Source organism: Bacillus sp. 0209A (assembly GCF_036765095.1).
Classification (GTDB): Bacteria; Bacillota; Bacilli; order Bacillales; family Bacillaceae; genus Bacillus; species Bacillus subtilis_G.
In genome coordinates, this window is sequence record NZ_JBAIZV010000003.1 from 586,465 (window position 1) to 610,217 (window position 23,753).

Below are 23,753 nucleotides of genomic sequence, written 5' to 3' on the forward strand. Positions count from 1 at the left end.
CGGCTGCTTTGTTTATTTTAGTTTTTCTACTTTTGTCGGCTTCCAGCCTTTGTCATCAACCCATGTAATCGTGACTTGATATTTATCTCCGGTCGTCTTGTCTAAAACCTTGCCTTTGGCATCCTGAGGGCTGCCGTTATTCCCGAGCCAGAGCACCGTCATGTTATCTTTTGAAACACCGGTTGCATATGAAATAGCTTTCAGCATCTCAGCCCAGTCTTGTGAGCTTGAGTCATAAGTGGCGGCATGTTCGCCCGTCTGCTCAGTTCCGACTGCTTTCCAATCAGAATTTACATACGTTTTTTCTACATCGCTTGATGAGCCGCCTTCTGTTACTTTTGCGTCTTTAAGCGGGTCACCTGAATCTGAGCTTGAGTCTGAATCGGAATCAGAGTCATCACCTTTAGAAGAATCATCTTTTTTCGAATCTGAGTCTGAATCAGAAGACTTCTCAGCATCCTTTTCGCTGTCAGATGTATCTTTCTTGCTGTCTTTTATATCCTCATCCGATTTCTTTTCCGTCTTTCCTGAAGCCGGAGATTCTTGTTTTTGCGCCGTTTCAGAATCCTTGCTGACATCTTTGCTAGAAGGACTGTTAATGAAGAGATTAGCTGCTACCACGACGATTAGTATGGATACGATTGCAATTAAAATGTTAAGCACTAAATTAGTTTTCCTGCGCTTATCACGGTTTTCATAACGAGATTGATTATTGCTCAATAATTCTGCACTCCTTTATCCCTCTTGGCTCAGCATATATTTTACCATGTGCTGAGAAGTTGTTCTATTTCTGATTGATTTCTATTTCGTGTACTTTTTTAACAATATCATAAAACACGGAATTTGTCAGAGCCTTATCCCCCGGCGTATCCATGTGTAAAACGACAAGAGCGTATTTCGGCTTATCCGCCGGAAAATATCCGGCAAACCATTTTTCATAGAGTGCTTTTTGCTCTTTTGAAAGCTTGCCTGTCTGGGCTGTGCCTGACTTCCCTGCTACAGTATACGGAAGATCCTGAAACCTTCTGCCCGTTCCGGAAGGAGATTCCACCACCCGCCGCAGCATTTTTTGAAGCTGTTGTGCCGTATATTTGTCTATCGTTTCTCCGCTGAGCTTCTGATCTTTAAACTTGGCGAGCGTTGTGCCGTTTTTATATTCAATTTGTTCAGCGATTTTCACCTGCCGCTTTTCTCCGCCGCGGGCGATGGCCGCCATCATATTGGCTACCTCGAGCGGCGTTACCTTCACATTTTTCTGCCCGATCGCTGTTTGCGCAATGGCTTTTTTGACTAATTTGTCTTTTTCATCCCCCCAAACCACGCCGCTTTTTTCATTATACAACTGACGGAAATTTGATTCGTGATACAGTTTTCCTTCCCAGCCTGCCCGATCTGTGAGAGCCAGCTTTTCTGCCATATCTTCAATAACCGAGCTGTCTTTTTTCATTAATTGTTCTGCAAGACTCGTAAATGTGTAATTGCAGCTCTGGGCAAAACTTTCATCAAAAGACAAGGTTCCTTTATCGTCACCCGGTTCCCCATACAGGTTTAAATTGCAATTAAAGGTTTGACTCGGCTTCACCGTATCATTTTCGATTGCAGCTGCGGCAATGACTGTTTTAAAAACAGAACCGGGATAGATTGGCGTCAGCATGTAATTTTGAAGCGTGTTTTGCCGGGACACATCCGCATTCGGTTTGCTTACTATTCCCAGAACACTGCTATTTTCGATGTCCAGCAGCACAGCTCCTCCTTTTTTCAGCCCCTGTTCATCCAATACCTCCTCCATCACTTTTTGAATGCTTTGATCGATCGTTGTTTTGACCTGAAGCGGATAAAACGTATTGGCTTCAGCAGTATATTTGACGTCCATGCCAAACAAAGGATTTCCTCTTCCGTCCACATGATATAAAAGTTTTGTATCTTGTTCTGGAAGCAAAAACTCATCAAATGTCCGTTCTAAACCGGTTGTTCCGATTTTCGTTGTAATCGGGAGGTTCTTCTGGTCCGGATATTTCTTCCGGAGAAGCGCCGGATCTTGATTTGTGTTTCCTATCGTATGTGAAGCAAGGCTTGGCTTGTCTTCATTCTCCATATATACGCCGTAAATGCCGGGATATTTCAAAGAATTGATTTTTGTAATGGATTGTTTCGAAAGTGTTTTGATTTTCCTTTGATGCAAAATGACCGGTTTTTTCGCTTTTGTGAGTGTCTGGTGCAATTCATCTTCAGACATGCCGATGATGTCCGCAACTTTTTTGATCGGCCAATCCTGCGTCAGCAGAAAAGGGAACAAAACAACTGCAGGCTCGCTTTTGCCGGTCAGCGCCTGCCCGTTTCGATCTAAAAAGGAACCTCTTCCGTCAGAAATGAGCACTTCCTCCGTCCGCTGTTTCACACTTTCCTGGATCAAATTGATTTTCTTTTTAGAAAATGATTCGGTGAAAAACAGCTGGATTTCCGCCAGCCGCAGCAACAGCAAAAAAAATACGATCAAAAAAGCGATGACTGCCAGCTTCATTCGTTTCGATATCTTCATAAAAAAACACCTCACCCACATTGTGGACGAGGTGTTTATCCGCTAAACGGATATTATGAAATTTTCACAATTTTCACGAGCATTTCTCCGCCCGGTGTTTGAACTGTGACTTCATCATCGACTTTTTTGCCCAGCAGGCTTTTTGCGATCGGTGAGTCGTTTGAGATTTTCCCTTCAAACGGATCAGCTTCAGCGCTTCCAACGATTGTATATGATTCTTCTTCACCGTCAGGCAATTCGACGAAAGTGACCGTTTTACCCAAACCGACATCGTTAGAGCCGCCGTCATCTTCAATGATTTTCGCGTTGCGGATCATATTTTCCAGAGTCGTTACACGGCCCTCTACGAATGCCTGCTCTTCTTTTGCTGAATCGTATTCAGAGTTCTCGGAAAGGTCTCCGAAACTTCTCGCAATTTTGATGCGCTCTACTACTTCTTTTCGTTTAACCGTTTTCAAATATTCCAATTCTTGTTCAAGTTTTTGTTTTCCTTCTTCAGTCATAGGAAAAACTTTCTCTTGTGCCATGTCCCTTCACTCCTTCTGGTTGTCCCTCAACATCTTCGATTATGTATGAGAGCATAAACTAAAAAATACAAGAATGAGAACACAGGGCAGTCCTCGTTCTTCTCTCCCATATAGGTACTGTTTATCTTAAACTGAATCTTGTCGTTCTGCAAATATTTCGCGTTTATAAACAGGGAAAGAAGGGAATTCGCACATCCCCTTCCTGCCTATACATAATATGGTCAGAGTTATTTATGTCTATGCTATGGTATTACAAAATCGCGTTTTGTTCAAGGATGGTCTGTATTTTCGTGACCATCAGATCAATTGTTCCTCTAGAGTATTGAGTACAACCCATTTATAACGAAATCCTACTATGTCAGGCTTTATGTAAGGTTTCCGTATATGTCAATTTGCTCTGGTTTACACTGTTTTATAAAAAAGTATGGGCAAACTGTGGGCAATGTGGGCATTTCTCTTCTAGTATAATTGATGTGTGTACTTGATAAGGGAGTGACTCATTTGATTCTTAACAACGCCCATGGATTTTCACTTACTTTAGCACGCATCTTAGGCAATGTGCAAGCAACAAGTAAAGGATCGCTCAGAAAAAGCATTACCCGGCATTCTTCAGGTAAAGCCACTAACAAATTAATGAGAAAATCATCAAGTAGGTTTTTACCATGACCGACTTTGAACGAAAGTTATATCGGATCATTGTGAACATGCATTTATATAGAAAGAACCCGACTTTACAAGAACTCAAAAGAAAGACTGGGAAAAGCGAACAGGAGATCCGTGAGACTACAAAAAGTCTGATCCGCAAAGGCGCGCTTTCATGGGATAAAAAAAACAAAATATGGATTATATAAAGTCCCGCTGTGAAATGAGTCGGGACTTTTCCGTTTTACAAAACAGGAACAAAGACACAGATCAAATGAATCATTTTCCTATAAGACAAAGACTTTTCAATTATTCGCCTTTTCCTCGTGGTAAAATTTTGGATGTGCAATACCAAAAGAAGGGATATGATCATGAAAGTATTTGAGGCCAAAACACTGCTTTCAGAAGCAGATAAACGCGCAAAGGAATACAAAGAATTAAGAAGTCAAATGGTCAATCTAAAAAAAGCTTTTAAAGCTGTAGCTAATTTAGATGACGGCGAGTTTTCCGGCAAAGGCGCTGACAACATTAAAGCATTTTATCAAGACCACGCAGGTGTAGCTGATAATTGGATTGACTTACTTGATATGAAAATTGCTTTCTTGACAAGCATTTCAGACACTCTAGAGGACGCCAGCTTATCTGATGCATATATAGAAGAATCCTTCTTAGAACATGAGCTGACTAACGCCTACACAAAATCAAAATCTATAATGTCTGAACAAAAGAAAGCGATGAAAGATATTTTAAATGATATCGACGATATCCTCCCGCTTGATCTGTTTTCAACTGAAGACTTTAAAGATGAACTCGCCGACACGGAGAACCAACGCAAAAAAACAGTCAATAAAGTAGACAGCGTTGACGAAGCGCTTGTTTCTGAATATGCCCAGTCAGAGCCAAACGAGCAATTCATCAAGAAGGACTTCCAAAAGCTTGAGGAATCAACAGGCAAAGGCAAGAATGCCACACCTATCCACTACAATGCTAAAGCGTATCGTGAAAGTGATATACATACGAAAAAAGGCGATATTGAGAAACAGACTGAAGCTTATTTGAAGATTAAGAAAGATGAAGCGAAAGAACGAGAAATCAAAGAGCTGAAAAAGAAACTAGCTGACGGAGTGATAGATCCGGATGAATACTTAGACATTGCGAAGAAGGTCGGCTATGAAAACCTGACACCAGAACAGCTCCAGTACGCAGTGCAGCTGGAACAAGCAAAACAGCTGAAGGCTGTCGGTGAAAATGTAATCAATGCCGGTAAAGCAGTAATTGATTTCGTCGATGGGGTTAATGATGGAATTAACGATGCGATTGACGATACGATATATGGCGTCAAAGACTTGGTTGTGGGCGCATGGGACTATTCGCAGCTCCCTACCGAACTAAAACTCACAAAAACAATTACAACAGTTTTAAGCGTACCTTCTTATTCTAAAATCATCTGGACAAACCTTGCCGACTCATGGAATGATAAAATGATAAATGGCAATGCATACGAAAAAGGACATTATATCAGTTATGTGGCAGGAAATATCGTTGGTACAAAAGGTGCGGGTTCCGCAGTGCAAACAACGACCAAACTTTCTAAAGTAGGTAAAGTGGTTGAAGGTGGAACAGCCGCTGCTCATGTCAATAAAGGAATAAACAAAGGCAAATCTTATCTCAATTCTTTTGTTAAAAATAAGAATGAACTTGCACTTGTTGGGATTGCACAAGACGTCGAGAATACGTATAACGCAAAAAATACTCCTCTATTAAAAAGTATGATTGAAGATAAAAAAGAGAGTGTTCTCACTAAATCAGTCAATTCAAACGGTTCCGGTGGCTCTAATGGTATTTCTAAAAAAACTATAAAACACGTATATCACGGTGAAATTAACAGAAAGAAAAGAGCAGTTGGTTATCATCATGAGAGTATGATGAGTGGTAGCAGAATATTACCAGGAACAGAAGAAGCACCTGATATAAACGGGGTATATAGAGCTAAAGTAGAAGTAAATGGCGTAAAAAAAGTAGCAAGGTCCACTTTCTTTCCAAAGGAATGGGATAGAGTAAAAGTATACAATACAATATCTGAAGCCTACAAAAACAAAAAACTAATACGAGATAATAAGTATATCGGCAAAACTTCATCAGGGATTGATGTTGAAATGTATATTAATAAGGATGGCTCAATATCAACTGCCTATCCTTTATATAAAAAACCAAAGGAATGATTGATTTATCATGGAATTTTCATTTGAATTTAAAAGAGACCTTTTAGGATATTTAAGAGTAGTTCTTCCTACAGAACTAGAATACTTTTCTGATTTCATTGAAGACATTGTTTCGTTAGGTGAAGCTGATGAATACTTAAAAATTATTCAAGAAGTATTGGATGGCTCTTCTGAAGAATATGAGATTCAATTAAACACCACCATTGCATATATAAAAAAAGATAAAACAGTCGTAGAACACCTTTATACAGAAAGCGAAAACGACAAAAGTTCCATGGAAACAGAAAAATTTAAAAAACTTATGCTTGTTTGGAGAGACAAGATCCCAGAAAGGTATAAGAGCGTTGATTGAAACTTTTAGGTCCCTTGAATTTCAAGGGACCTTTTATTACTTCAATTTTTCTTCAATTTTCGCTTTAGTAGCTGGTCCATAAATGCCGTCAGCAGTCAGGCCACTTACTGACTGGAACCGTTTGACCGCGTTTGCTGTTTTCGGACCATACACGCCATCAATTCCGTTATTCTTCGCCCCTTTATCCGGATAGAAATAAAGAGCTGCAAGCGCTCTTTGAATCTTAGTAACGTCGTCTCCTTTTCTCATCGGCTTTATAACTTTAAAGATGCCAGAAGGCAGCGCATAGGACGTTTTTTTGCTGCTTGGTTTAGGGCTCGAAGTGCTTGAGCCTGTGAGCTTTAATACTTGGCCGACCTTTATCAAGTTCGGATTCTTGATACCGTTCAACCTTTGCAGGGTTGCCATACTTACGCCTGTTTTCTGTGCAATGACAGAAAGAGCATCACCTTTCTTCACGGTGTACGTCGCCCCGTTAGCCTTTGTTTTCGTTTTCGTAGGAGAAGGTGCTTTTTTACCACCAAGGCGTTCTAATTCTGCAGCAATGGCCGCCTTCACTTGTGCCCATCTTCCCTCAGATAAAATACGGTGCGGGCAATACTTGCCGTTCCAGTCTTGATGCTTTCGTACACGATCAATCCCCCAGCCGCGTTCTTTAAGTAGCTGCGCCACAAACTTAATGGCCAGCGCTTCAGCTTTTTTATACCGTGCGCCCCCTGACTTGCTGTAGCAGATTTCAACGCCGATAGACTTACGGTTCCCGGTGCCGTTTGTTCCGTCTCCAGTGTGCCATGCATTGCGATTTGTGGGAATTCCCTGCCGCACCTCTTTGTCATCGACTGCAAAGTGAAAGCTTGTCGAGCTTGTATTCCCGATCATATAACTGATCTCGTTGGCAGCTGACGCGTCATTGGCTGTATTGTGGATGGTGATGTACTTCGCAGTCATTGCGTTCGGACATTTCAAACCGTATTTAGATTTTGATACAAGATTCTTTTTCACTGTGATTGTCATAAATGTTCTCTCCTTTATTTTTGATATTGAAAAAGCCGCCGGGTTACCCAGCAGCCTGTTCATCCTTTTCATTTGTTTGTTCGTTGTCATTTTCAATTACGTGAAGTCTGTCAGTGATGGCTGCCGGAATCTTAACGCCGATCTGTGCCAGATTCTCCGTAATGGAAAGCCCTTCATTGGCGATATAAAAAAGAACGGTTCCAAATGTCAGGACCCCGTTCAGATTGAGAATTGTATCTATGATGTTTGCCACAATGACCACTGAAAAACTAAGCATTTTCCGAACATAACCGAACCACGCGCTCCGGCTCCGCAGTTTCTTAAATTTCCAAGCCTTGATGACGCCTGTTATTACGTCAAGAATGCTCAGAACAAGCAGTAAATCAAGATATTTCACACCCCCAAACAGGTACACTCTCGCTAAATCTAATGTTTCAAAATTAATAAACACAGTCGTTTCCTCCATTTCTTGTTATCACCTCCTTAGAGGCAAAATAAAAACACCTCTTTGGGTGCTGGTTAACTTCCTAAATCTACGACAACCGGCTCAGTGGCTGGATAAGTCAGGCCGGTGATTTCTTTATATTGTTCTTCTGTTATCCTATTGAGCTCAACAAAACGGGCAACATCAGCGTTTGTGTAATACTGTCTCCCCCATCCATAGATGATCTTGATATTTCTAAACCAATAATCCATTATGCTTTCCCTCCCTCGGCCATCATCAGAAACAAGTCCGAAATCATTTTGTTCTGAGACTCTATCACGTTCTGAGCCTCAGCCAGCTGTACTATCGTCAATGCGTTTTGTGCTTTCAATTCATCTAAAACAGAAGGAGGGTCTGGTCCCTTCAAACTGTCTTTATATTCCTGATCAGCTTTTTCAATCCACTCTTGTTTGTCAACGTCAAACCAAGGGAGCCACATGCCCGAACTGTTTTTTTCAGGCGGTTTATCAGTAGCATTAGGCGGTATATTATACTTGCCTGTTTCAGCGTTAGGAAAAAGCTCAACAGGTTGTCCAACATAAAAGCCATCTTCTCTATACGGATAAATTAAGATCATGCTTCTCCCTCCTTAGTTTAATGGGATCACTTTATCTATATAGTAGCCAGTCACTTTGCTGCTATCATTTGCCATCAGACCGGTCAATTTAAGATCCCCTGACGGAAACACGATTAATTTACTTTGTCCTGTTATTCCACTTACAGCAACTAAATCCATCACTCCTTTAGACGGTGCATAGGAAGAGGGTATAGATGCAAAAACGATTTCACGGTCTGTCACTACATGTCCAGTAAGATGAAGGGCATCCGCTACTTTTTTAAACTGCAGCTGACGATCTCCTGTTTTTGCTCCATTTTTGTAAGTGGCATTACTCCAAGGCACTTGAGTAGTTTCATTTTCAGTAAGCAGGCGTTTCCAACCTGTCCAGCCAGCAGAATTGCCATCATAATAATTTGTAAAAACATTATTTCTATAATCCATCGCATACACCCAGCCATACATGCCTTTTCCGTCAGCTGACTGGCTGGTCATTTGATAAAACCCTCTCGTTGAGGCGGCAGAAGGAGAATTTAACGCTTTTCCATTTGCGTAAAATGTGCCCATGCTCCTACCTCTACTTATAATTGCCTGAAGCATGTCTTCCCCTTCGTTTACTGCAAAAGATACTCCCCCGACATCATTTGTAATTTTTGATAACTGGGCTCCATTCCACTTCGTTCTTTCTGTAGAGGTGATATGAATTCCAGAATCCTTTGCATGGTCATTCACCTTGGCTTGTGCCCCTGCTGTAGACTCAACGGGATACCAATTGATCGCTGTATGATTCGAATTATAATAGAACCACCAAGCATTTCCTCTTATGTCCACAGCATATCCAATGCCTATCCCCGGCTGCCCGACCAATTGCATACCACGTAGGCTTGTGTCTGACGGGTTATCCGTCACTGCATTAGTTCCATAGAAAGAAACTGATCCAACAGCTTTTAGCGACTCATAAAACGAGCCAGACGTTAAATTGATTTTCTGTGTTCCGTTATCAGCCGTTATTTTAAACAATTGACTGGCATTCCATTTGTCCTTTTCGTTTTTTGAAACATGGCGTTCATTGTTAAAGTTATGTTGTCTGAACTCATAAAAATCGGCCTGTTTGACATTATCAACATTCCCCAATCCCACTTGATCGGCTGTCACTTTATGTGGGTTGGAGGTATCATCTACATGACTATCAAATTCAGCCTTTGACGCTTGTTTTACGTTTTCGACATTTCCCAAGCTGACCTGACTTTTTGTAACACCATGAGGGTTCAACTTGTCATTTATATGGCTGTCTAAATTCGACTGAACAGCATCAGCCTTTTTCTGTGCCCCATCTTTTGTTTCAATGTTCTTTAAGTCCTCAAATTTTTTCCGCAGCTCTTCAACAGTCTGAATAGTCTCGTTATAAAGCTCATTGATCTTATGTTTCAAGGACTCAAAATCATCTATATAGTATTCCGCACTTGGCAAGATATCGGTGTCAATCAAGGCTTTCTTAATCTCAAAAGAAAACTCATGAATCGACATGGCCTGCTGATTGGTGTACGAAACATCTAGCTCAGCCTGAACGGTCCCAACGTGTCTGATTTCTTCATCAGAGAGAACATACGACAGCCGGCCGTTCAATTTATCAATGATTTCAATGTTTCGGACAAATCGGCTGCCATCAGACATGAAAAGAACGAGCTTCACCACTGCCGCGGATAACGGTAGGGGAACCCCGTCCTTCATAAGCTGGAATGATAGCTTTGCTGTTCCTTTGTCTTGAGTTGTATATTGAATGTTTGTTTGTACCGGGCTTTTGCGCCTGCCATTGATCGTAAATGTAAGTGATTCGTCTTTGTACGGCATGGTATCCCCCCTTTACTCCTCTCCAGAAGGAGATCCTTCAGCCTGCCGCAGCCTTTTGATCTCATTCATTTCCTCTTCTGTTATCTTGCCTTGCTCTACGGCCATAGAAAGAAGTTCCTCCTTACCGTCCCAATGCCCTGATAGATAACACGTCTTAATGGCATTATAAAAAGGGCTGCTCATCCCGCATCACCCCTTACCATTGTTTCCAGTATATCGGCGACAGCTTTCAGCGCCTTTTCCCCATCGCTTTCTTCAACTGATTCAGCAGTCTCAAGAGATTCAATGTATTCAGCCGATGCACTTTCTACCCATTCTGTTCCCGTCCATTTGGCCTTCACCAAGTCACCCGGACTGATCTCAGTTGCATTTTCCGGCACAATCCGTTGCATATTTCCTTCATCTTCTTCAATGTATTGAATTTCAACCGGACAATCATAAATATAATTTTCATCATATTGGTAAGCCCATATTTGTTCATATTTCATATTGACACCCCTTTTTAATCCAGCTTGATGATTTCATCAATATAGGTGTAAGTTGCATTCGACTCGTTTTTGGCAAACAGCCCGTGTGCAGAAATATTTCCATTGGATCGAAAAACGATCTTTCGCTCTCCTGTTGTTCCGGCTACAGGGCAACATTTAAATACATTCTTTTTAGGCCGGGCACTGGCAGGCAACGTGGCGAAATCGATGCCATCTTTTTTCGGAATCGTAACTCGGCCCCTTACAAAAAGAAAACCTCCCTGCACTGCAAATTGGAGACGAAAGTTGCTGTCAGGATTCTTTGCGCCATTCTTTAAAGGCAGGTTTGCCCAAGGTAGCTTTCCACTGGCTGAAATCTCGGACCAATCTCCAACATTCCCTTCATTTGTAACAACTCTTGTCAAAATCTTAATTGGCCGCCCTGTTGCGTTTCTGGTTAACGTTTGAATAACTGATCCGGCACGATCTGCCGGTGCAATGTTCAACCACCAGCCAGCGTTACCGCTGTCCGGATGATCCGAAAGCGTCTTAGTTTCTGTCGTCAGCATATAGTAAAAACCGGGTTGCCTAAATTCTTTTAAAGATTTCAGACCATCCGGCAGCCGCTTTGAATAACCATTATTTTGAGTGAGTTTATACCCTTGATACCCCTGAGCTAAATCAATGCCGAATTTGGCTGCATTCTCTTTTGAATGGTAGGCGTATACCTTGGCAAGTCTTTTTCCGACGGCTCCCGTCACCACGCCTGCAAATAGTGATTTTTTCCCTGTCTTCGGGTCCTTGTATAAAAAGATGGACTCAGGCTCACGGAAACCATCTTCATATTTGCCATCTGGCCCATAACCAAAATCACAAGAGATGCGTTTTTTTAAGCTTCCATCCTTAAAACTAAATAACGCCAGCTCACATGGATAGGTTTTGTTGTTTGTATCGCCGGTGTACCAGTACAAGTCGTACCCGTCTATTGTGAAGCCTTGGAGATAAAACAAGTCATTCGGAATGATCACCTTCCCCAGCACTTTATTTACTCCGTTTTTCACGTCACTTAATTTCCGAAGCTCTACCAAACTAGTATCATCTTTTAATCTCATTCGGAAAGCTATAAAGCCACTTTCTCTATCAATAACAGGGATCGTATAGTAATCATTGAATTTGTTATAACGCTTGATCCCTCCACTGCCGCCGTTCAATGTGGCGCCCGCTGTATAAGGAAAACGCACTAGATCGTTTCCGACAGTGTTCCCGTTTGAGTCGACAACATTATAGTTAGACCAGATATACATTTTCCCGTTTTCCCGTTCCAGTCCAATTGTGGTACCGTGGCCGCCGTGAACTAGCTTCATGCTGTCCAACATCACCCCGTTTTGGTTCATACGTGTAATGGTGAAACTTTCGCTCTTATCTTTGTTTCCACTAGCAACCTGCGTGGCGTAGATATCGCCAGTTGGTTCATCAATCACAAAACACTGCAGCACTGTTTTATCTGCTAAATTCAAGTTTGTATGGTAAACCGGCGGAACGGTGGTGAAGTCGAACCCCATTTCTTTTTGAACAATGGAATCTAAGTTTTCAACTTCTGTCTCTTTTGCAATTAAATGATCACGTAATGTTGGATAGACCTTTCCCCGCTTATCTACGCGAGCATCGAGCATTTCTTTTATATTGGTTCCGTCTGCTTGTAAAACAAGGTTTCGGATTCGCGCTTTCGCTATTTCAATTTCCTCATAGACAGTTAGTCCGTCGCCATGAGCGACCTGTGAAGATGTATGAGCATTGTCTGCCCGTTTATGATTCGTAATATCTCGCTCAATACCATTCACAGCAGTTTCAACGCTTCCTAAATCATTTGCAAGCTGTTCCTCAAATAATGTGTTTCTGATGGTGCCAAAATACTTCCTTAGCGTTAACAACAGCAGCACTCCTTTCTTGAGCAAAATAAAAAAACGCTTATCGGAGCGTTCGCATTAACTGATCAATATAGCGTTTTTGATCCCTTATTTTCTTGGCCTGATTGACTGCAATGTCTTGAATATCCTTTCTAAAATTAGCAAATGTAAGCTTAGGACTGCTGTAAGGGTTCAAGGGGTTATATTGAATGGTCAATAAACGAACATCATCTTCAAACGTAATGCCGTCGGCCGTATCAGCCAAAACATGAATTGTATCACCTTTCCAAAAAGGCTTTTCAATGGATAAAAGCTTAGGTTCATAGATATATTGATAATCGACACTTACCGTTGTTTCCGGGTAGGGATTAACATGTTTCTTTAAGGCCGAGACCATGCTGCCGGCCTTTTTGATTGTTTCATCTTTTATCGGATCAGCCCATCTTGGTTTACCTTCTCGCAAGAATTTTTTCTCCTCGGGATGAACGTAAAGGATAGGCTCAAAAACATACTTGGGTTTTTTATCTGTTGCATTGCTATCCTTTGCCATGGCACCGTATCCCCATGCCCGAGTGGTGCAGTTTTGCGAGTTTGTTTTGATGTTAATTCCCGGCATGTTATAACGGGAATCAAGCGTGAAGTCTACTTCCTGCCCCATTTTCTTGTAAACATGTATCTTATAATTATCAACATCAATTTCTAAGTCATAATCTTCTATGATCTGATCCATTAATTCTGTACTGTTTTTCTCTCCGAAATTCTCTTCTTCTGCCGATGGGAAATCACTTTCGGGAGCTTCTAATACATAAGTGAAGTCCGTGCCTTTTAAAGCAATATCAAGCGCCTCTTTTAACTTTAGCTTTTTAGAGACATTTTCCTCAACACGGTTTTCGACTAGAAGGACAGAATAGATATGATTCGCGGTAATTTTTTTTATGATTACATTTTTTGATTGTTTCAGGTCAACATCCGTAATGTAGTATTTCTGATGATTGAACTTTCTCTCGTCGATATAAAGGATATTGTCGTTTATTAAAAGATCAAATTCAGCTGCATTCTGCTGCGTTTTTGTAATAGTGAAAGTAAAGCTTTTCTTTCCCGTGGTGTCATCTGTCAAATCAACAATAACACCTGTGATTTCAACAACGTCGGTTCCGTCCGTCGTCGAAACAAACAATTGGGGGAAATCAACATCTGAAGGCAAGTTTTTATTTAAAGAAACGTCTTTCCCCGCATATTCTTTACTTGGAAATATAGGGTCCTCAACCGGGGTATCCGGACTATCAGGTACATCTGGTTCGTCAGGTAGGGTCGGTATGTTGTCATATTGCGTCAAATTATATTTTTCTATGATACTGATTAACTTGCTCGGGTATTTTACATCTGTAGCATAGCCGCCGTCTTTTACTGCTTGGCATGCTTTTTTATAGTTGTTCTCACCCACAACCGCCTTATACCGATCAAGACGGTTATACAAGCTTCCTAAATCAGCCAAGCTTTCTGCATAGGTGGGATACTTTCTAAACTTCGCTTGAATCCGAGTAACGTTTCCGTATTTGTCTTGCTCGCTTGTCCACATCAAGACATACTGACCGTTTAATGTCCCTTTTATGCCGAAAAGGTTATGAGCTTTTTGAGCAAGTCCACTTGTGCCGTACCCACTTTCAAGACACCCCTGAGCGATGACAAGGCTGGCGAGAACATTGTATTTTTTGTATACATTTTGGGCACCGGGCAAAAGGCTTTTAATAAAGTCTGCTGCAGCCATATCATCCCTCCTTACTTGTAATAAAAATGGGTATCAAATTTGATTTCAAAATCATTCGAGTTTTGTATTTCAAACTCGTTCCATCCAATATCTAAAGACGGAAGCCGGCCAGAGGTTTTAATTCGTTTATCATTAATCACTGTATATTGTTTGATGAACGATACCTTCTGAGATCGTTGAAGCTCTTGCTCAATTTTTATCTTTTCACCGTTTGTGCGATTCACTATTGTGACATTCTTACCTTTTGCCCAAAGGGTAACATTGTAGTTATGCCGCAATGTATTTACAATGCCATCTCCCGGATTGTAAACGCTGAATCGCTTCTTGTTTTTGAAGTGATATTCCAGATCATCTCTCATTAAAATCCCCATGCCCGAACTCCAATGTTCTCCGTTGAAATTCTGAAGAGTTGAAGAGGTATACTTAGATTCAGCCAGCCCGAGAATGTCTGTAAAATCTACTGTGAATGTTGCATAGTTTTTCTGTTTATCTTTCTGGATAGAGAAGTTTCCGTCACAGGTAACCAGAAAACGACGGTTAGGAAGCAAGTCCGTTGAAATGTAATAAGGAAACGGCTGCACTAACAAGGCATAAAGCTCATGCCTGTTCTGGTAAAACGTCTCAGCGATAATTGAATCAAGAAGAAATTCAACTTTGACACTACGCTCTTTATACACAACATCCCGAGGATGCTGCGGCAAGACTAAGCCGTTTATCCTCGGGATCGTTGTTGTTTCTCGCTCAATATTGGGAGAGTCGGGTGTAAAACTCCTCACACTAAAACGAGGGAGCAAGCTTTTTAGCTCTCGCTCCCCCTTTCCATCGTTAAAATCTATATATAGATCAATCATTAACCTCTCACCCCACCTTTATAGGCACTCTGGTTGTAACGATCCGCGCTTTTTTGATCAAGAATTTTCCCATCTCCTTTTTCAAACAGGATATTTGCAACATGCTGACCATCTATCTGAACAGGTGCAGGATAAATGACAACTGGAGCTTGTGCCATTCCTGCGCTTCCTCCTCCATCACCTGTAAGTCCCTTGGATAAAAGCGTGATCAAAGCATCAAGCTTTTGGTTTAACGATGGGGTATCCACTTCATTTCTGACCACAAGTTCCGATTTCATGGAAATCAGCTGATCGGCCGCGCCCTTTATGTCAAAAGCCATCTGGCTAAGTTCCTGTTTAAATGAACTCATGGTACTTTGAGCCATGGAAACAGCGCTTTTCTTCACTTTTTTTGCCTTATCTTGAATCCCAATTGCAAAACCATCAGAGAAGTTATGACCCTCAGATTGAGTTAGTTTTGACGGAGAATGAGAGTCAATGGATTTCTTTAGTGCACTTAATGCAGACTTACCGAGATTCCATGCAGCGCTGAAAAGCGAACCATTTTGCGACCCCATGCCGTTTATAAATCCTGTTACAAAGTCTTGGCCTACACCTCTTGTTTTTACGCTTTGAAGTCCTGTTTTTGCACTATTAGAGACGTTTTTACCAGCAGAATTCGCACTTCCTTTTTGGCTGTTCACTCCACTTGCTAACTCTCTCCCTGCCTTTTTCCCTCCGCCACCGTCTGTGGTTTTACCCAATGTACCTGTAACAGATGAACTAAGAGAACCAGCAGCTGATGTATTGGCACCTTTAGTGGAATTTAAACCAGCTTTATGTTTATTCCCCTTGTTCTGACCAGCTGAATTGGCTTGCCCTCCGCCTTTATTGAGTTCACTCAGCACAGCTTGACGCAAGACCGAGACACTTTGAACATTAGAGTTTTTTGTTGAATTCAAACCTGATTTGAATGCGTTCCCTTTAGACTTACCGGCTTGGGTAGGCGTAGCAGTATCAGACTTCAATGAATTATTTAAAGCCTGCTGTAAAACTGTTCCTTCACCCACAACAGCTGGCTTTGCTTGTTTTAAGCCGCTGGCAAAGTCACGAACCACTTTTTCACCGGCAGCTTGCGTGTTACCCGGCTTATTCATTTCATCTTCAACAGCCGAGACGACTTTGCTTGCTTCTGCCCGTGCTTCACCTTCTGTCATCCCCACGCCTTGATAAAACTCTTGAAGTGCCTGCTGTGTCGTGGCAATGGCTTCTTCTTTGCTTTTACCTAGACTTTGGAGAAACTCAATCTGTTTATTGGCCCAACGTTCTTGATAGGCGGATTCAGATTCCTCAGTTTTGACCATAATCCCCATTGAGTTAGAAATATATTCATCTTGTCGCTTTAATGCTTTTCCAGTCTCTAAATCTAATAGTTGTCCGTCTCTCGACATTTTTGAGAAGAGAGCACTTGAATTCTTTTCATAAGCAGCTGTGTTTTTTGCTAAAGCCTTGTCATAATCAGCTGTGCTCTTACTGAGCAAAGTATTGCGTTTTTCTGCATCAATATAGCCCTGTGCATATAGTTTTTCAATGACATCATTCCGATAATCCAAGTCCTTTTTGGCTGCTTTTTGTCCATCTTCATAAACCTTCTTAATATCATCGTTGTACTGTTTCGCCTGTTTGAATGATAGTTTCCCTTGTTGCTCGGAAACAGCTTTTTGCATGGCGATAGCTTCTTTTTGATTGGCCGCAAACTTACTTGTAGATTGCTCAAAATATGAAAGAATCTCATTGAATTTAGCCTTTTGCGATTCATTCATTTTTGAGGATACAAGACCCGTGTCCTTCTGTAGCTGTTCTAATTCTTTTACTTTTTGTCGGGCTTCCTGCATGTCCTTATCAATAGCGCCGACCATCTTATCTGTGATCTTTTCGCCTTGTTTCTTGGTATTCTCGTCTGTATCTTCAAATAATCCTTTGAGAACAACTAACGCATCTTTCTTTAATCCCTCAAGTTCCTTGATTAGACTGTCCCGCATTTGAGAATAAGTGGTTACAAGTTTAGAAGACATTTTTTCTGCTTCTTCACCGGAAACCCGGCTCAATTCAAACAATTGAAGTTCAGCTTTTTCTCTTAAATCAACATAAGCTGCTGCTGATTTTTGAGTTGCTTTAGAAACTCCTTCGCCGTAAAGCAATGCAGCTTCCCGTGCCTCTTCCTGCTTCTTCTTTTGATTCTTTAATTCTTCATTGTAAGCATAAGTGGCAACAGTAATTCCTCCGAGAAGGGCAGTTCCACCGACAATAGCAAGGCCAACAGGACCGGTAAATGCTAGAAGAGCTCCTATTCCAGCTGTTAACGTCGCAACGGCTGTTGTTACGCCTAGAACTCCAGTGGCAAGAAGAGCAGTTTTGGCAATGGTTTGAACTGTGCTGGAATCCATATTATTAAAAACAGATATAATCTCTGTTCCTTTTTCGGCCAGATCACCAAGCGCCGGCAGAAGATTTTCAGTTAGTTTGATCTTTGCACCTTCAAGCGCAGACTGAAAAGCAACAATGCTGCCTTGTGCATTATCAAGCATAGTATCAGCCATTTTCTTGGCTGCACCATCTGACTTTTCAAGGGCTTTTGTATTATCTCCGAGGGCTTTCGATCCTTTTTCAAGAAGTATTGTCCAATGTTTATACGCCTCGGCTCCTACGATTGTTTTCAGCGTAGCAGTCTGTTGCTCTTTCGTCATGCCCTTCATACCTTTTTCCATCTCAGCAATTACTTCAGGCATGCTCTTCATATTCCCAGCAGCATCAAAGAAATTAAGACCTAGCCTTTCTATTTCTTTAGCTGCCTTTTTGGAAGGCGCTGCAAGGCGAGTCAAAGATGTACCAAATGCTTGTCCTGCTAATGTCCCTTGAAGACCAGCATCACCAAAGGCCATAACTGCGGCAGCTGATTCCTCCATGCCCCATCCAAGTGAGTGAGCATTAGGCGCCAAGAATTTCATGGCTTCCCCCATCTGCTCTACATTTGTGTTTGCATTAGAAGCCGCATACGCAATGACATCCGATGCATGACCTGATTCTTTAGCTTTTAGAGCAAATGCAGTCATGATATTTGATGTAATATCTGCCGCAGCACCGAGCTCTAACTGACCAGCAGCCGCAAGACTGAGCATGCCCGGCATCGCATCGTAAATTTCATTTACTTTGAATCCAGCCATCGCTAAAAAGCCCTGTGCATCCGCTGCCTGACTCGCTGTAAAGGCAGTGGTTGCACCGAGCTCTTTCGCTTGCTCTTTCAATTTGGCTACCTCTGACGCTGTTCCGCCGGAGATCGCTTTTACCTTGCTCATTTGCTTTTCAAATTCCATACCGGTTTGTATGGCGTCTCTGAATGTCAAAACTAAACCACCGAAGGCCACGCCCGACGTCATTGCAACCGATGATCCTACAGAGCGCATCGTACCGCCAACAGAATTCATGCGCTGCCCCATCTGTCTGATTCGCGCCGCAGCTCTTTTTGATGCACTCTCCATCTCTTTTATCTTCTGAGTCGTTTCCTTCAAGGCATGTTGCGTTCTATTCATCTGTGCAGTCGCATTGTTCAGTCGGCGTGCAAGAGCTTGTGTCTCTTTTGCATCCTTCCCTTTTTTGATTGCTGCATCTGCATAAGCTCTTTCAAGGGCTTTTACTTTTTGTTTATGCTGCTCAAGCTGTTGGCTAAGAGTCCGGGCTGTTACTTGGGCAGTCTTTAACTGATTCCCCCATACGCCAACTGCTGTACGGTTCTTCTCAAACTCTGATTTGATATTTTTCATCTGGACAGCAATACCACGCATTTCAGTATTAAACTGCGATGAATTGGAATACAGTTTGACTTTAATGTCCTTGCTCAATCGGGCACCTCCTTATCCTAAAATCTGATCTATGTACACTTGATCATTCTCATTAGGTTTTGGATTTTCAGTCGTTTCTTTTCTCCTAGCTAACCGTTTGAGATGATAAACAATGTCCATTTCGTCAATTTGGTTTTGAGAGAACCCGACTTCTTCCAAGGCGTTGTACATATCCATGACAGCCTCGGACAAACTTACTCCCCCGGTTCTTCACCATCTGCATTCTGATTCGGATTTAATAATGCACTGGCTTCAGTTATGTTTCCTAAGACATAAGTTGCAGTAGCATAAATTGTTCTTCCAGCTAGTCGGGAATCGATTCCCTCTTCAAATTGATCAAGCGTGAATTTATTTCCGAATACATTACAGACAAATTCATTTTGTTTTTCAGTAAACAGCCTGTCAGTATCGTTAGATTCAAAGTCTTCCGCAATAGCCGCAGCACTACGAAACAACTTTCCGGAAATGAAGTCTGGTGTCACGAACTTTTTGTCTTTCCCGTCAATTTTTAGAGTGATTGTTAAAGCTTCCATTTGAATTCCTCCTTTAATTCAATAAAAAAGAGCGCTTTAAGCGCTCAGGTTACTTATTTACCAACGTCAACAACTTCATCATTTCCGCCAGAAGTAAAACTATCTTCGTTATAGACAACTTGTCTGAACCAAGTATCGGCATTAATGCCGTTTCCTTCTTCGGCTTTGGCTTCCCATCTTCTCTTTCCTTTTTTCACATTTGTCAGTGGACTAAATTTAATTTTCACTTGAGTAGATTGTGGTGACGGTTTTCCTTCTTCCGTTTTATGTTCAACTGGTACCATTTCAGGCTTCCCTTTTAAGGCCCAATAGTAACGGTACCCACCAGTTGAAATTTTAGCGCGGAAACCCAGTGCAATCTCTAGCGGCCTGTCATCTGCACTAGAGAAATGAATGCCATTTTCAACCGTTTTTCCGAAAATCCTCGCCTGCATATCAAGGGGTAAATCTGCGACTTCCATTTCCCCGTCAATGTCTCCTAAGCTGCTTAACTGTGCATACGCACCGTTATCCGCGTAGAAAGTTTCTGTTTCAGACTTTGGATCAAGTTTCATACTTACTGCGCCTGGTAATTCCTCTGGATCTGAAAATTCAAGTTCACTTTTTGTATCTTTCAATACTTCTGCGATATGGAACATGTCCAATCCAGTTAAGACTCTTCCTGACATCTATTATTCCTCCTTAAAATAGCCTTTCACGTATCTCATTGCTTTGTGATAGACTTTTGTGTCTTCTTCGTACAATGGTTGCGAATCATAACGGCCATAACCGATTGAACGCATTAACTTATCTATTTCATTAGCAATCGGCTTTTCAAATTTCCGCGTACATGACTGAGTGAATATACTAATCTGAAACCGCACTTCAAAGCAGTATGCTTTGTTATCTGCATAACCGGCATCGGCATCTTTAAGCTCATAAAATACGACTCTCGGAAAAGCATTCACATCATTTGCGGTGAGATTATGAATGCCGCCCGTTACTAATTCACTCAATTGAGAACTAGACGTAAGAGTTTTGACCAATTCACTAACCGGGTCCATTGTCATTTGATCGGCGCTGTAAGGATTCTCTGCATGACATCAACAGCGCTTGCCTCCCCTTCTTCTCCGCCTTTTTCAATAAAGGGATGTGGCGGCATTTTTGAAGTGCCCCATTCTAAAAATCTGGCACGATAAGCGACTTTTTTATTCGGACCAACAGAAACAAATTTCTCTCCGTCCTTGGATTCTCTTACATTAGAGACTGTAATATTGTCCTGCATATGAGGCTGTTGTTTATCACTTCGGTTAACATGGTCGCGCTGCCGTTCAGCAATAATTTCACCGCCGGCCTTCAATGCTACAGGTTCAACCTTTTCAACATTTTCACCGATTTTTTCAAAATACCGTGTTAAATCATCAAGGCCGTCAATGTCCATATTAGCCATTCAGACCAACCTCCTGACACATGATCTCAAGCTCTTCCTTGTTATCCTCGGGATCATTAAAATCTAATACATCAAACGTGCGGAACACCGGTTCATCCTTTTTATCTCGGCCGACACACTTCACAATTCTCATATCTTGTTGAACGTCGTCTCGATAACGTATGGTGATTTTTTTTGGTGATTTGACTCCCCTTGCTCCCGCGATAACAGATTCATTGTTTCCGAGAGAACTAAAGCCGTCTATCGCACCCCATACAGTGAATAAATCAATATATTCCTCATTCCAATTCAGCTCTTCATCCTGTGTCGACTCCTTCTTTTGAAAGGTCAGTCTGTGCCGGAGTTCGCTGATTTTCTTCTTCATGATCTTGCTCTCCTTCGGATGTATAACGTAATTGAGTCAATAAATGCTCAACAGTAAAAGGGATGGATGAGCCGGTTGTCCCTGACTCATACATCCCTCTATTTTCATACCAGTGTGCAACCAACATTTGAAGCACGACTTCAAACTGTGCGTGCCCTTCCGTGTATCTACCGATTGCATTCACGATATAACTTTTGGCTGCGGTAATGTATTGTGTAAGCAAATGATCATCTGCATCATGCTCCACTTTTAAATAGTGTTTGACGGCGCTTAATAACTCCATGCTATATCACTGCCTCACTCTTGTGGCGCTTCATCTGTTCCTTTGAGAGTTTCCACTTCATTTTTCAGTTCATCAATTTGGTTTTGCAGCTTGTCAAATACTGCCTTCACCTCTGCATTCAAGTGATCCATCATGACACTTCCCGTGCCAATATTTTTGCTACGAACCGACTTTTCCAGCAGCATTTCGTGAGTAATAGAGCCATCTGCAATTACAGCTGGATCGCCCTTTTCTCCCTTTGGCCCCTGTGGTCCTGCTTCCCCTTGAGGCCCTTGTTCTCCTGTGTCTCCCTTATCGCCTTTCGGACCTTGAGGACCAGTTTCTCCTTTTTCACCTTGAGGGCCCTGTGGTCCGGTTTCCCCTTGTGGTCCTTGAGGGCCCGGGTCACCTTTTAATCCTTTCACATAGACAGGGTTATCCTCACTGTTTTCTTTTAGATAAACAGGTGTGATTGCTTTACCGTCAGCCCCCTTTTCTGATGATGTTTTTACTCCGCCACTCTCATAAAGATAATCTTCTGCCATTTTCGCTCATCCTTTTCTATTATATTTTTCATTCAGTTGCAGCTGGTTCTGTTTTCGCTGTCTCTAATGCTTTCAATCTATTTTCTAAACTTGAAAGTCTTTCTGTGATAGCTGAATTCAAGTGCTCTTCCATTACGCTTCCGGTGCCTATATTGTTGCTGCGGACTGACTTATCCTGCAGCATTTCATGGGTTACACTGCCTGCACCCATTTCGGCTTGATTTCCGCCGCCTAATGAAATTTCCTGACCGTCTTTCATTACAGTTCCGCCATCAATGGCTAAAACACCGCCAATGACGGTACGATCCCCGCCATCAGTGGTGTAATTTTTAGTTACTCGCATAATAACCCTCCTTTATTACTCAGTAGGCAAAGTCAACTGACCATACACGACCGCCTCAGAGTCCCACAGTTTTACATCTTCACGCTCAATTGCGCGCACTTTAGTTGTATTTGTCTCAAATGCACCAGCACCGACATCAGTAGAGGCGATTGATTGTTGCTGGCGGTCAAATAATACAATCGCTTCTTTTAGATCGCCGACAATAACAGGCGCTTTCCCTGATTTTGTTTTTAGAATCTTGTTTGGAATGACTACTACCCGGCGGCCAAACAGCATTTTATTTGTCGGTTCAGTTGGGATATCTTTAAGCAGATATTTGCCGTCTGCATCCTTTAACTGATCAAGATAGTCAAATCCGTCTTGGTTCGTCATGATAATTGCGTTTGGTGATATTGCTGGATCAAGCGTTACGTTTAAAGTCTTTTTGATAGCATCCAGACCTTTAAATTCTGTCTTTTTCAAGTCATCAAGAATCGCTAAAATCAAAGCATTTCGAGTTGTGATTGATTTCTTCACAAACCACTTAGCAACATAGGCCATGATTGCTTGATCTGTGTCTTGAAGCAATGTATTTGAAAGTGGCAATATGCCAGCATAATCCACAATGTTATAAGAGAGTTTGGAGAATTTCGGCTGATCCGTTTCTTGAATCTCGTCCATTTCTTCAAGAACTGCAAACGGAGTCAAATCACTATTTTTCTCAAGCATCCGACTTCCAGAACGAGTTGCAACTGGCTCAACAGTCACGTATTGCTCCAACTGATGCACTTGCTCCCGTTTTAACTCTTTGATTAGTCTAGAAATATCTTCCGGGATCAGGATGCCGCCGTCTTCTTCATTTTTTCCGGACATTGCCCGAAACTCTTCGCTTTCAAAAAGATCACGTTCCTCATCACTCAAACGCTTACCGCGAAGAGACTTCATGAATGCTTGAGCGAACATCTTTTGACGCTCCTCTTTCGCTCCTGTATCACCTGTCCTACCTTCTGGATTCCGTTCCTGCTCCGGCACAAAATTCACACCGCCCGGCAAGTCAGGCACATCAAGAGAACGCCCTTCGGTCATCAAGTCGATTTGATTCTTGAGCTGCTTCACTTCATCAAGCAATGCACGCGCTTCATCGGTTTTTCCCTCCTGCAGCGCCTTGTCTGCTTGCTGCTTCTTTTCAGTAAATTGTTGCCTTAATTCAATTTCTTTTTTGCTCATTTGCATTGGCATA

At 41.9% G+C, this 23,753-nt stretch carries 27 protein-coding genes; 3 read left to right on the forward strand and 24 right to left on the reverse strand.

All coding sequences use genetic code 11. The annotated features are described in order from the left end of the window. Positions 1–12: 12 nt before the first annotated feature. The 3 genes from V6D44_RS13835 to greA all read right to left on the reverse strand — a co-directional run bounded on the left by V6D44_RS13835 (position 13) and on the right by greA (position 3,066). Positions 13–720 carry a YrrS family protein gene (locus V6D44_RS13835; protein ID WP_087992254.1) on the reverse strand — a complete coding sequence of 236 codons (708 nt, stop codon included), beginning with the start codon at positions 718–720 and terminating at the stop codon, positions 13–15. A 64-nt stretch (positions 721–784) separates the two neighbouring features. Next, complete coding sequence (locus V6D44_RS13840) at positions 785–2,539, reverse strand: peptidoglycan D,D-transpeptidase FtsI family protein (protein WP_333516594.1); 1,755 nt, start codon at positions 2,537–2,539, stop codon at positions 785–787. Positions 2,540–2,592: 53 nt separating this feature from the next. Beyond that, entirely contained in the window at positions 2,593–3,066 is a 474-nt protein-coding gene (greA, locus tag V6D44_RS13845) for a transcription elongation factor GreA (RefSeq protein WP_087992256.1), read from the reverse strand. A gap of 662 nt (positions 3,067–3,728) precedes the next feature. On the opposite strand from greA, the gene V6D44_RS13850 reads away from it, so the two are divergent. From V6D44_RS13850 to V6D44_RS13860, 3 genes are all read left to right on the forward strand, one after another. Next, a complete protein-coding gene (locus tag V6D44_RS13850; protein ID WP_333516595.1) occupies positions 3,729–3,917 on the forward strand; it encodes a hypothetical protein in 189 nt (62 codons plus the stop codon). Positions 3,918–4,079: 162 nt separating this feature from the next. Continuing rightward, complete coding sequence (locus V6D44_RS13855; RefSeq protein ID WP_333516596.1) at positions 4,080–5,930, forward strand: T7SS effector LXG polymorphic toxin; 1,851 nt, start codon at positions 4,080–4,082, stop codon at positions 5,928–5,930. Between the two features lie 10 nt (positions 5,931–5,940). Continuing rightward, a complete protein-coding gene (locus V6D44_RS13860) occupies positions 5,941–6,282 on the forward strand; it encodes a tRNA-Val4 (RefSeq protein ID WP_333516597.1) in 342 nt (113 codons plus the stop codon). A 36-nt stretch (positions 6,283–6,318) separates the two neighbouring features. Here V6D44_RS13860 and V6D44_RS13865 read toward each other — a convergent pair whose 3' ends face one another. From V6D44_RS13865 to V6D44_RS13965, 21 genes are read right to left on the reverse strand one after another with little or no spacing between them, the layout of a single operon-like run. Continuing rightward, positions 6,319–7,296 carry an N-acetylmuramoyl-L-alanine amidase gene (locus V6D44_RS13865; RefSeq protein ID WP_333516598.1) on the reverse strand — a complete coding sequence of 326 codons (978 nt, stop codon included), beginning with the start codon at positions 7,294–7,296 and terminating at the stop codon, positions 6,319–6,321. 43 nt (positions 7,297–7,339) lie between these two features. Further along, positions 7,340–7,762, reverse strand: coding sequence for a phage holin family protein (locus V6D44_RS13870; protein WP_326139141.1), 423 nt, complete (start codon positions 7,760–7,762; stop codon positions 7,340–7,342). A 53-nt stretch (positions 7,763–7,815) separates the two neighbouring features. Beyond that, on the reverse strand, positions 7,816–7,992 hold the full coding sequence (locus tag V6D44_RS13875) for an XkdX family protein (protein WP_252684466.1): 177 nt from the start codon (positions 7,990–7,992) through the stop codon (positions 7,816–7,818). Then, positions 7,992–8,357 (reverse strand): hypothetical protein, encoded by a 366-nt coding sequence (locus V6D44_RS13880; protein ID WP_333516599.1) that lies wholly within the window; start codon positions 8,355–8,357, stop codon positions 7,992–7,994. The genes V6D44_RS13875 and V6D44_RS13880 overlap by 1 nt, the downstream gene beginning before the upstream one ends. Positions 8,358–8,369: 12 nt before the next feature. Beyond that, complete coding sequence (locus tag V6D44_RS13885) at positions 8,370–10,187, reverse strand: BppU family phage baseplate upper protein (RefSeq protein ID WP_333516600.1); 1,818 nt, start codon at positions 10,185–10,187, stop codon at positions 8,370–8,372. 12 nt (positions 10,188–10,199) lie between these two features. Then, positions 10,200–10,370: a hypothetical protein gene (locus V6D44_RS13890; protein ID WP_333516601.1), complete on the reverse strand. Its 171-nt coding sequence runs from the start codon at positions 10,368–10,370 to the stop codon at positions 10,200–10,202. Further along, the gene (locus V6D44_RS13895) at positions 10,367–10,675 is read right to left on the reverse strand and encodes a hypothetical protein (RefSeq protein WP_333516602.1); all 309 of its coding nucleotides are present in this window, start codon (positions 10,673–10,675) and stop codon (positions 10,367–10,369) included. Before V6D44_RS13895 ends, V6D44_RS13890 begins: the two co-directional genes overlap by 4 nt. A gap of 14 nt (positions 10,676–10,689) precedes the next feature. Beyond that, positions 10,690–12,594, reverse strand: a complete 1,905-nt coding sequence (locus V6D44_RS13900; RefSeq protein ID WP_333516678.1) for a phage baseplate protein — start codon at positions 12,592–12,594, stop codon at positions 10,690–10,692. A 28-nt stretch (positions 12,595–12,622) separates the two neighbouring features. After that, complete coding sequence (locus tag V6D44_RS13905; RefSeq protein WP_333516603.1) at positions 12,623–14,329, reverse strand: phage tail protein; 1,707 nt, start codon at positions 14,327–14,329, stop codon at positions 12,623–12,625. Positions 14,330–14,340: 11 nt separating this feature from the next. Next, on the reverse strand, positions 14,341–15,180 hold the full coding sequence (locus V6D44_RS13910; RefSeq protein ID WP_442893321.1) for a phage tail domain-containing protein: 840 nt from the start codon (positions 15,178–15,180) through the stop codon (positions 14,341–14,343). Beyond that, positions 15,180–19,058 (reverse strand): phage tail tape measure protein, encoded by a 3,879-nt coding sequence (locus tag V6D44_RS13915; protein WP_333516604.1) that lies wholly within the window; start codon positions 19,056–19,058, stop codon positions 15,180–15,182. Before V6D44_RS13915 ends, V6D44_RS13910 begins: the two co-directional genes overlap by 1 nt. Positions 19,059–19,070: 12 nt before the next feature. Further along, positions 19,071–19,250, reverse strand: a complete 180-nt coding sequence (locus tag V6D44_RS13920; RefSeq protein WP_268377658.1) for a hypothetical protein — start codon at positions 19,248–19,250, stop codon at positions 19,071–19,073. 2 nt (positions 19,251–19,252) lie between these two features. Then, positions 19,253–19,591: a phage tail assembly chaperone G gene (gene gpG, locus V6D44_RS13925; RefSeq protein WP_268316547.1), complete on the reverse strand. Its 339-nt coding sequence runs from the start codon at positions 19,589–19,591 to the stop codon at positions 19,253–19,255. A 53-nt stretch (positions 19,592–19,644) separates the two neighbouring features. Next, positions 19,645–20,259, reverse strand: a complete 615-nt coding sequence (locus V6D44_RS13930) for a major tail protein (RefSeq protein ID WP_333516605.1) — start codon at positions 20,257–20,259, stop codon at positions 19,645–19,647. Positions 20,260–20,262: 3 nt separating this feature from the next. Further along, positions 20,263–20,640 carry a tail completion protein gp17 gene (gp17, locus tag V6D44_RS13935; RefSeq protein WP_333516606.1) on the reverse strand — a complete coding sequence of 126 codons (378 nt, stop codon included), beginning with the start codon at positions 20,638–20,640 and terminating at the stop codon, positions 20,263–20,265. After that, a complete protein-coding gene (locus tag V6D44_RS13940) occupies positions 20,637–21,020 on the reverse strand; it encodes an HK97-gp10 family putative phage morphogenesis protein (protein ID WP_333516607.1) in 384 nt (127 codons plus the stop codon). The genes gp17 and V6D44_RS13940 overlap by 4 nt, the downstream gene beginning before the upstream one ends. Next, positions 21,013–21,384, reverse strand: a complete 372-nt coding sequence (locus tag V6D44_RS13945; protein WP_333516608.1) for a phage head closure protein — start codon at positions 21,382–21,384, stop codon at positions 21,013–21,015. The genes V6D44_RS13940 and V6D44_RS13945 overlap by 8 nt, the downstream gene beginning before the upstream one ends. Beyond that, complete coding sequence (locus V6D44_RS13950; protein WP_010330946.1) at positions 21,317–21,667, reverse strand: head-tail connector protein; 351 nt, start codon at positions 21,665–21,667, stop codon at positions 21,317–21,319. The genes V6D44_RS13945 and V6D44_RS13950 overlap by 68 nt, the downstream gene beginning before the upstream one ends. 14 nt (positions 21,668–21,681) lie before the next feature. Next, complete coding sequence (locus tag V6D44_RS13955) at positions 21,682–22,191, reverse strand: collagen-like protein (RefSeq protein WP_010330947.1); 510 nt, start codon at positions 22,189–22,191, stop codon at positions 21,682–21,684. 28 nt (positions 22,192–22,219) lie between these two features. Then, on the reverse strand, positions 22,220–22,534 hold the full coding sequence (locus tag V6D44_RS13960) for a hypothetical protein (RefSeq protein ID WP_010330948.1): 315 nt from the start codon (positions 22,532–22,534) through the stop codon (positions 22,220–22,222). A 15-nt stretch (positions 22,535–22,549) separates the two neighbouring features. After that, positions 22,550–23,752: a phage major capsid protein gene (locus tag V6D44_RS13965; RefSeq protein WP_333516609.1), complete on the reverse strand. Its 1,203-nt coding sequence runs from the start codon at positions 23,750–23,752 to the stop codon at positions 22,550–22,552. Position 23,753 lies beyond the last annotated feature (1 nt).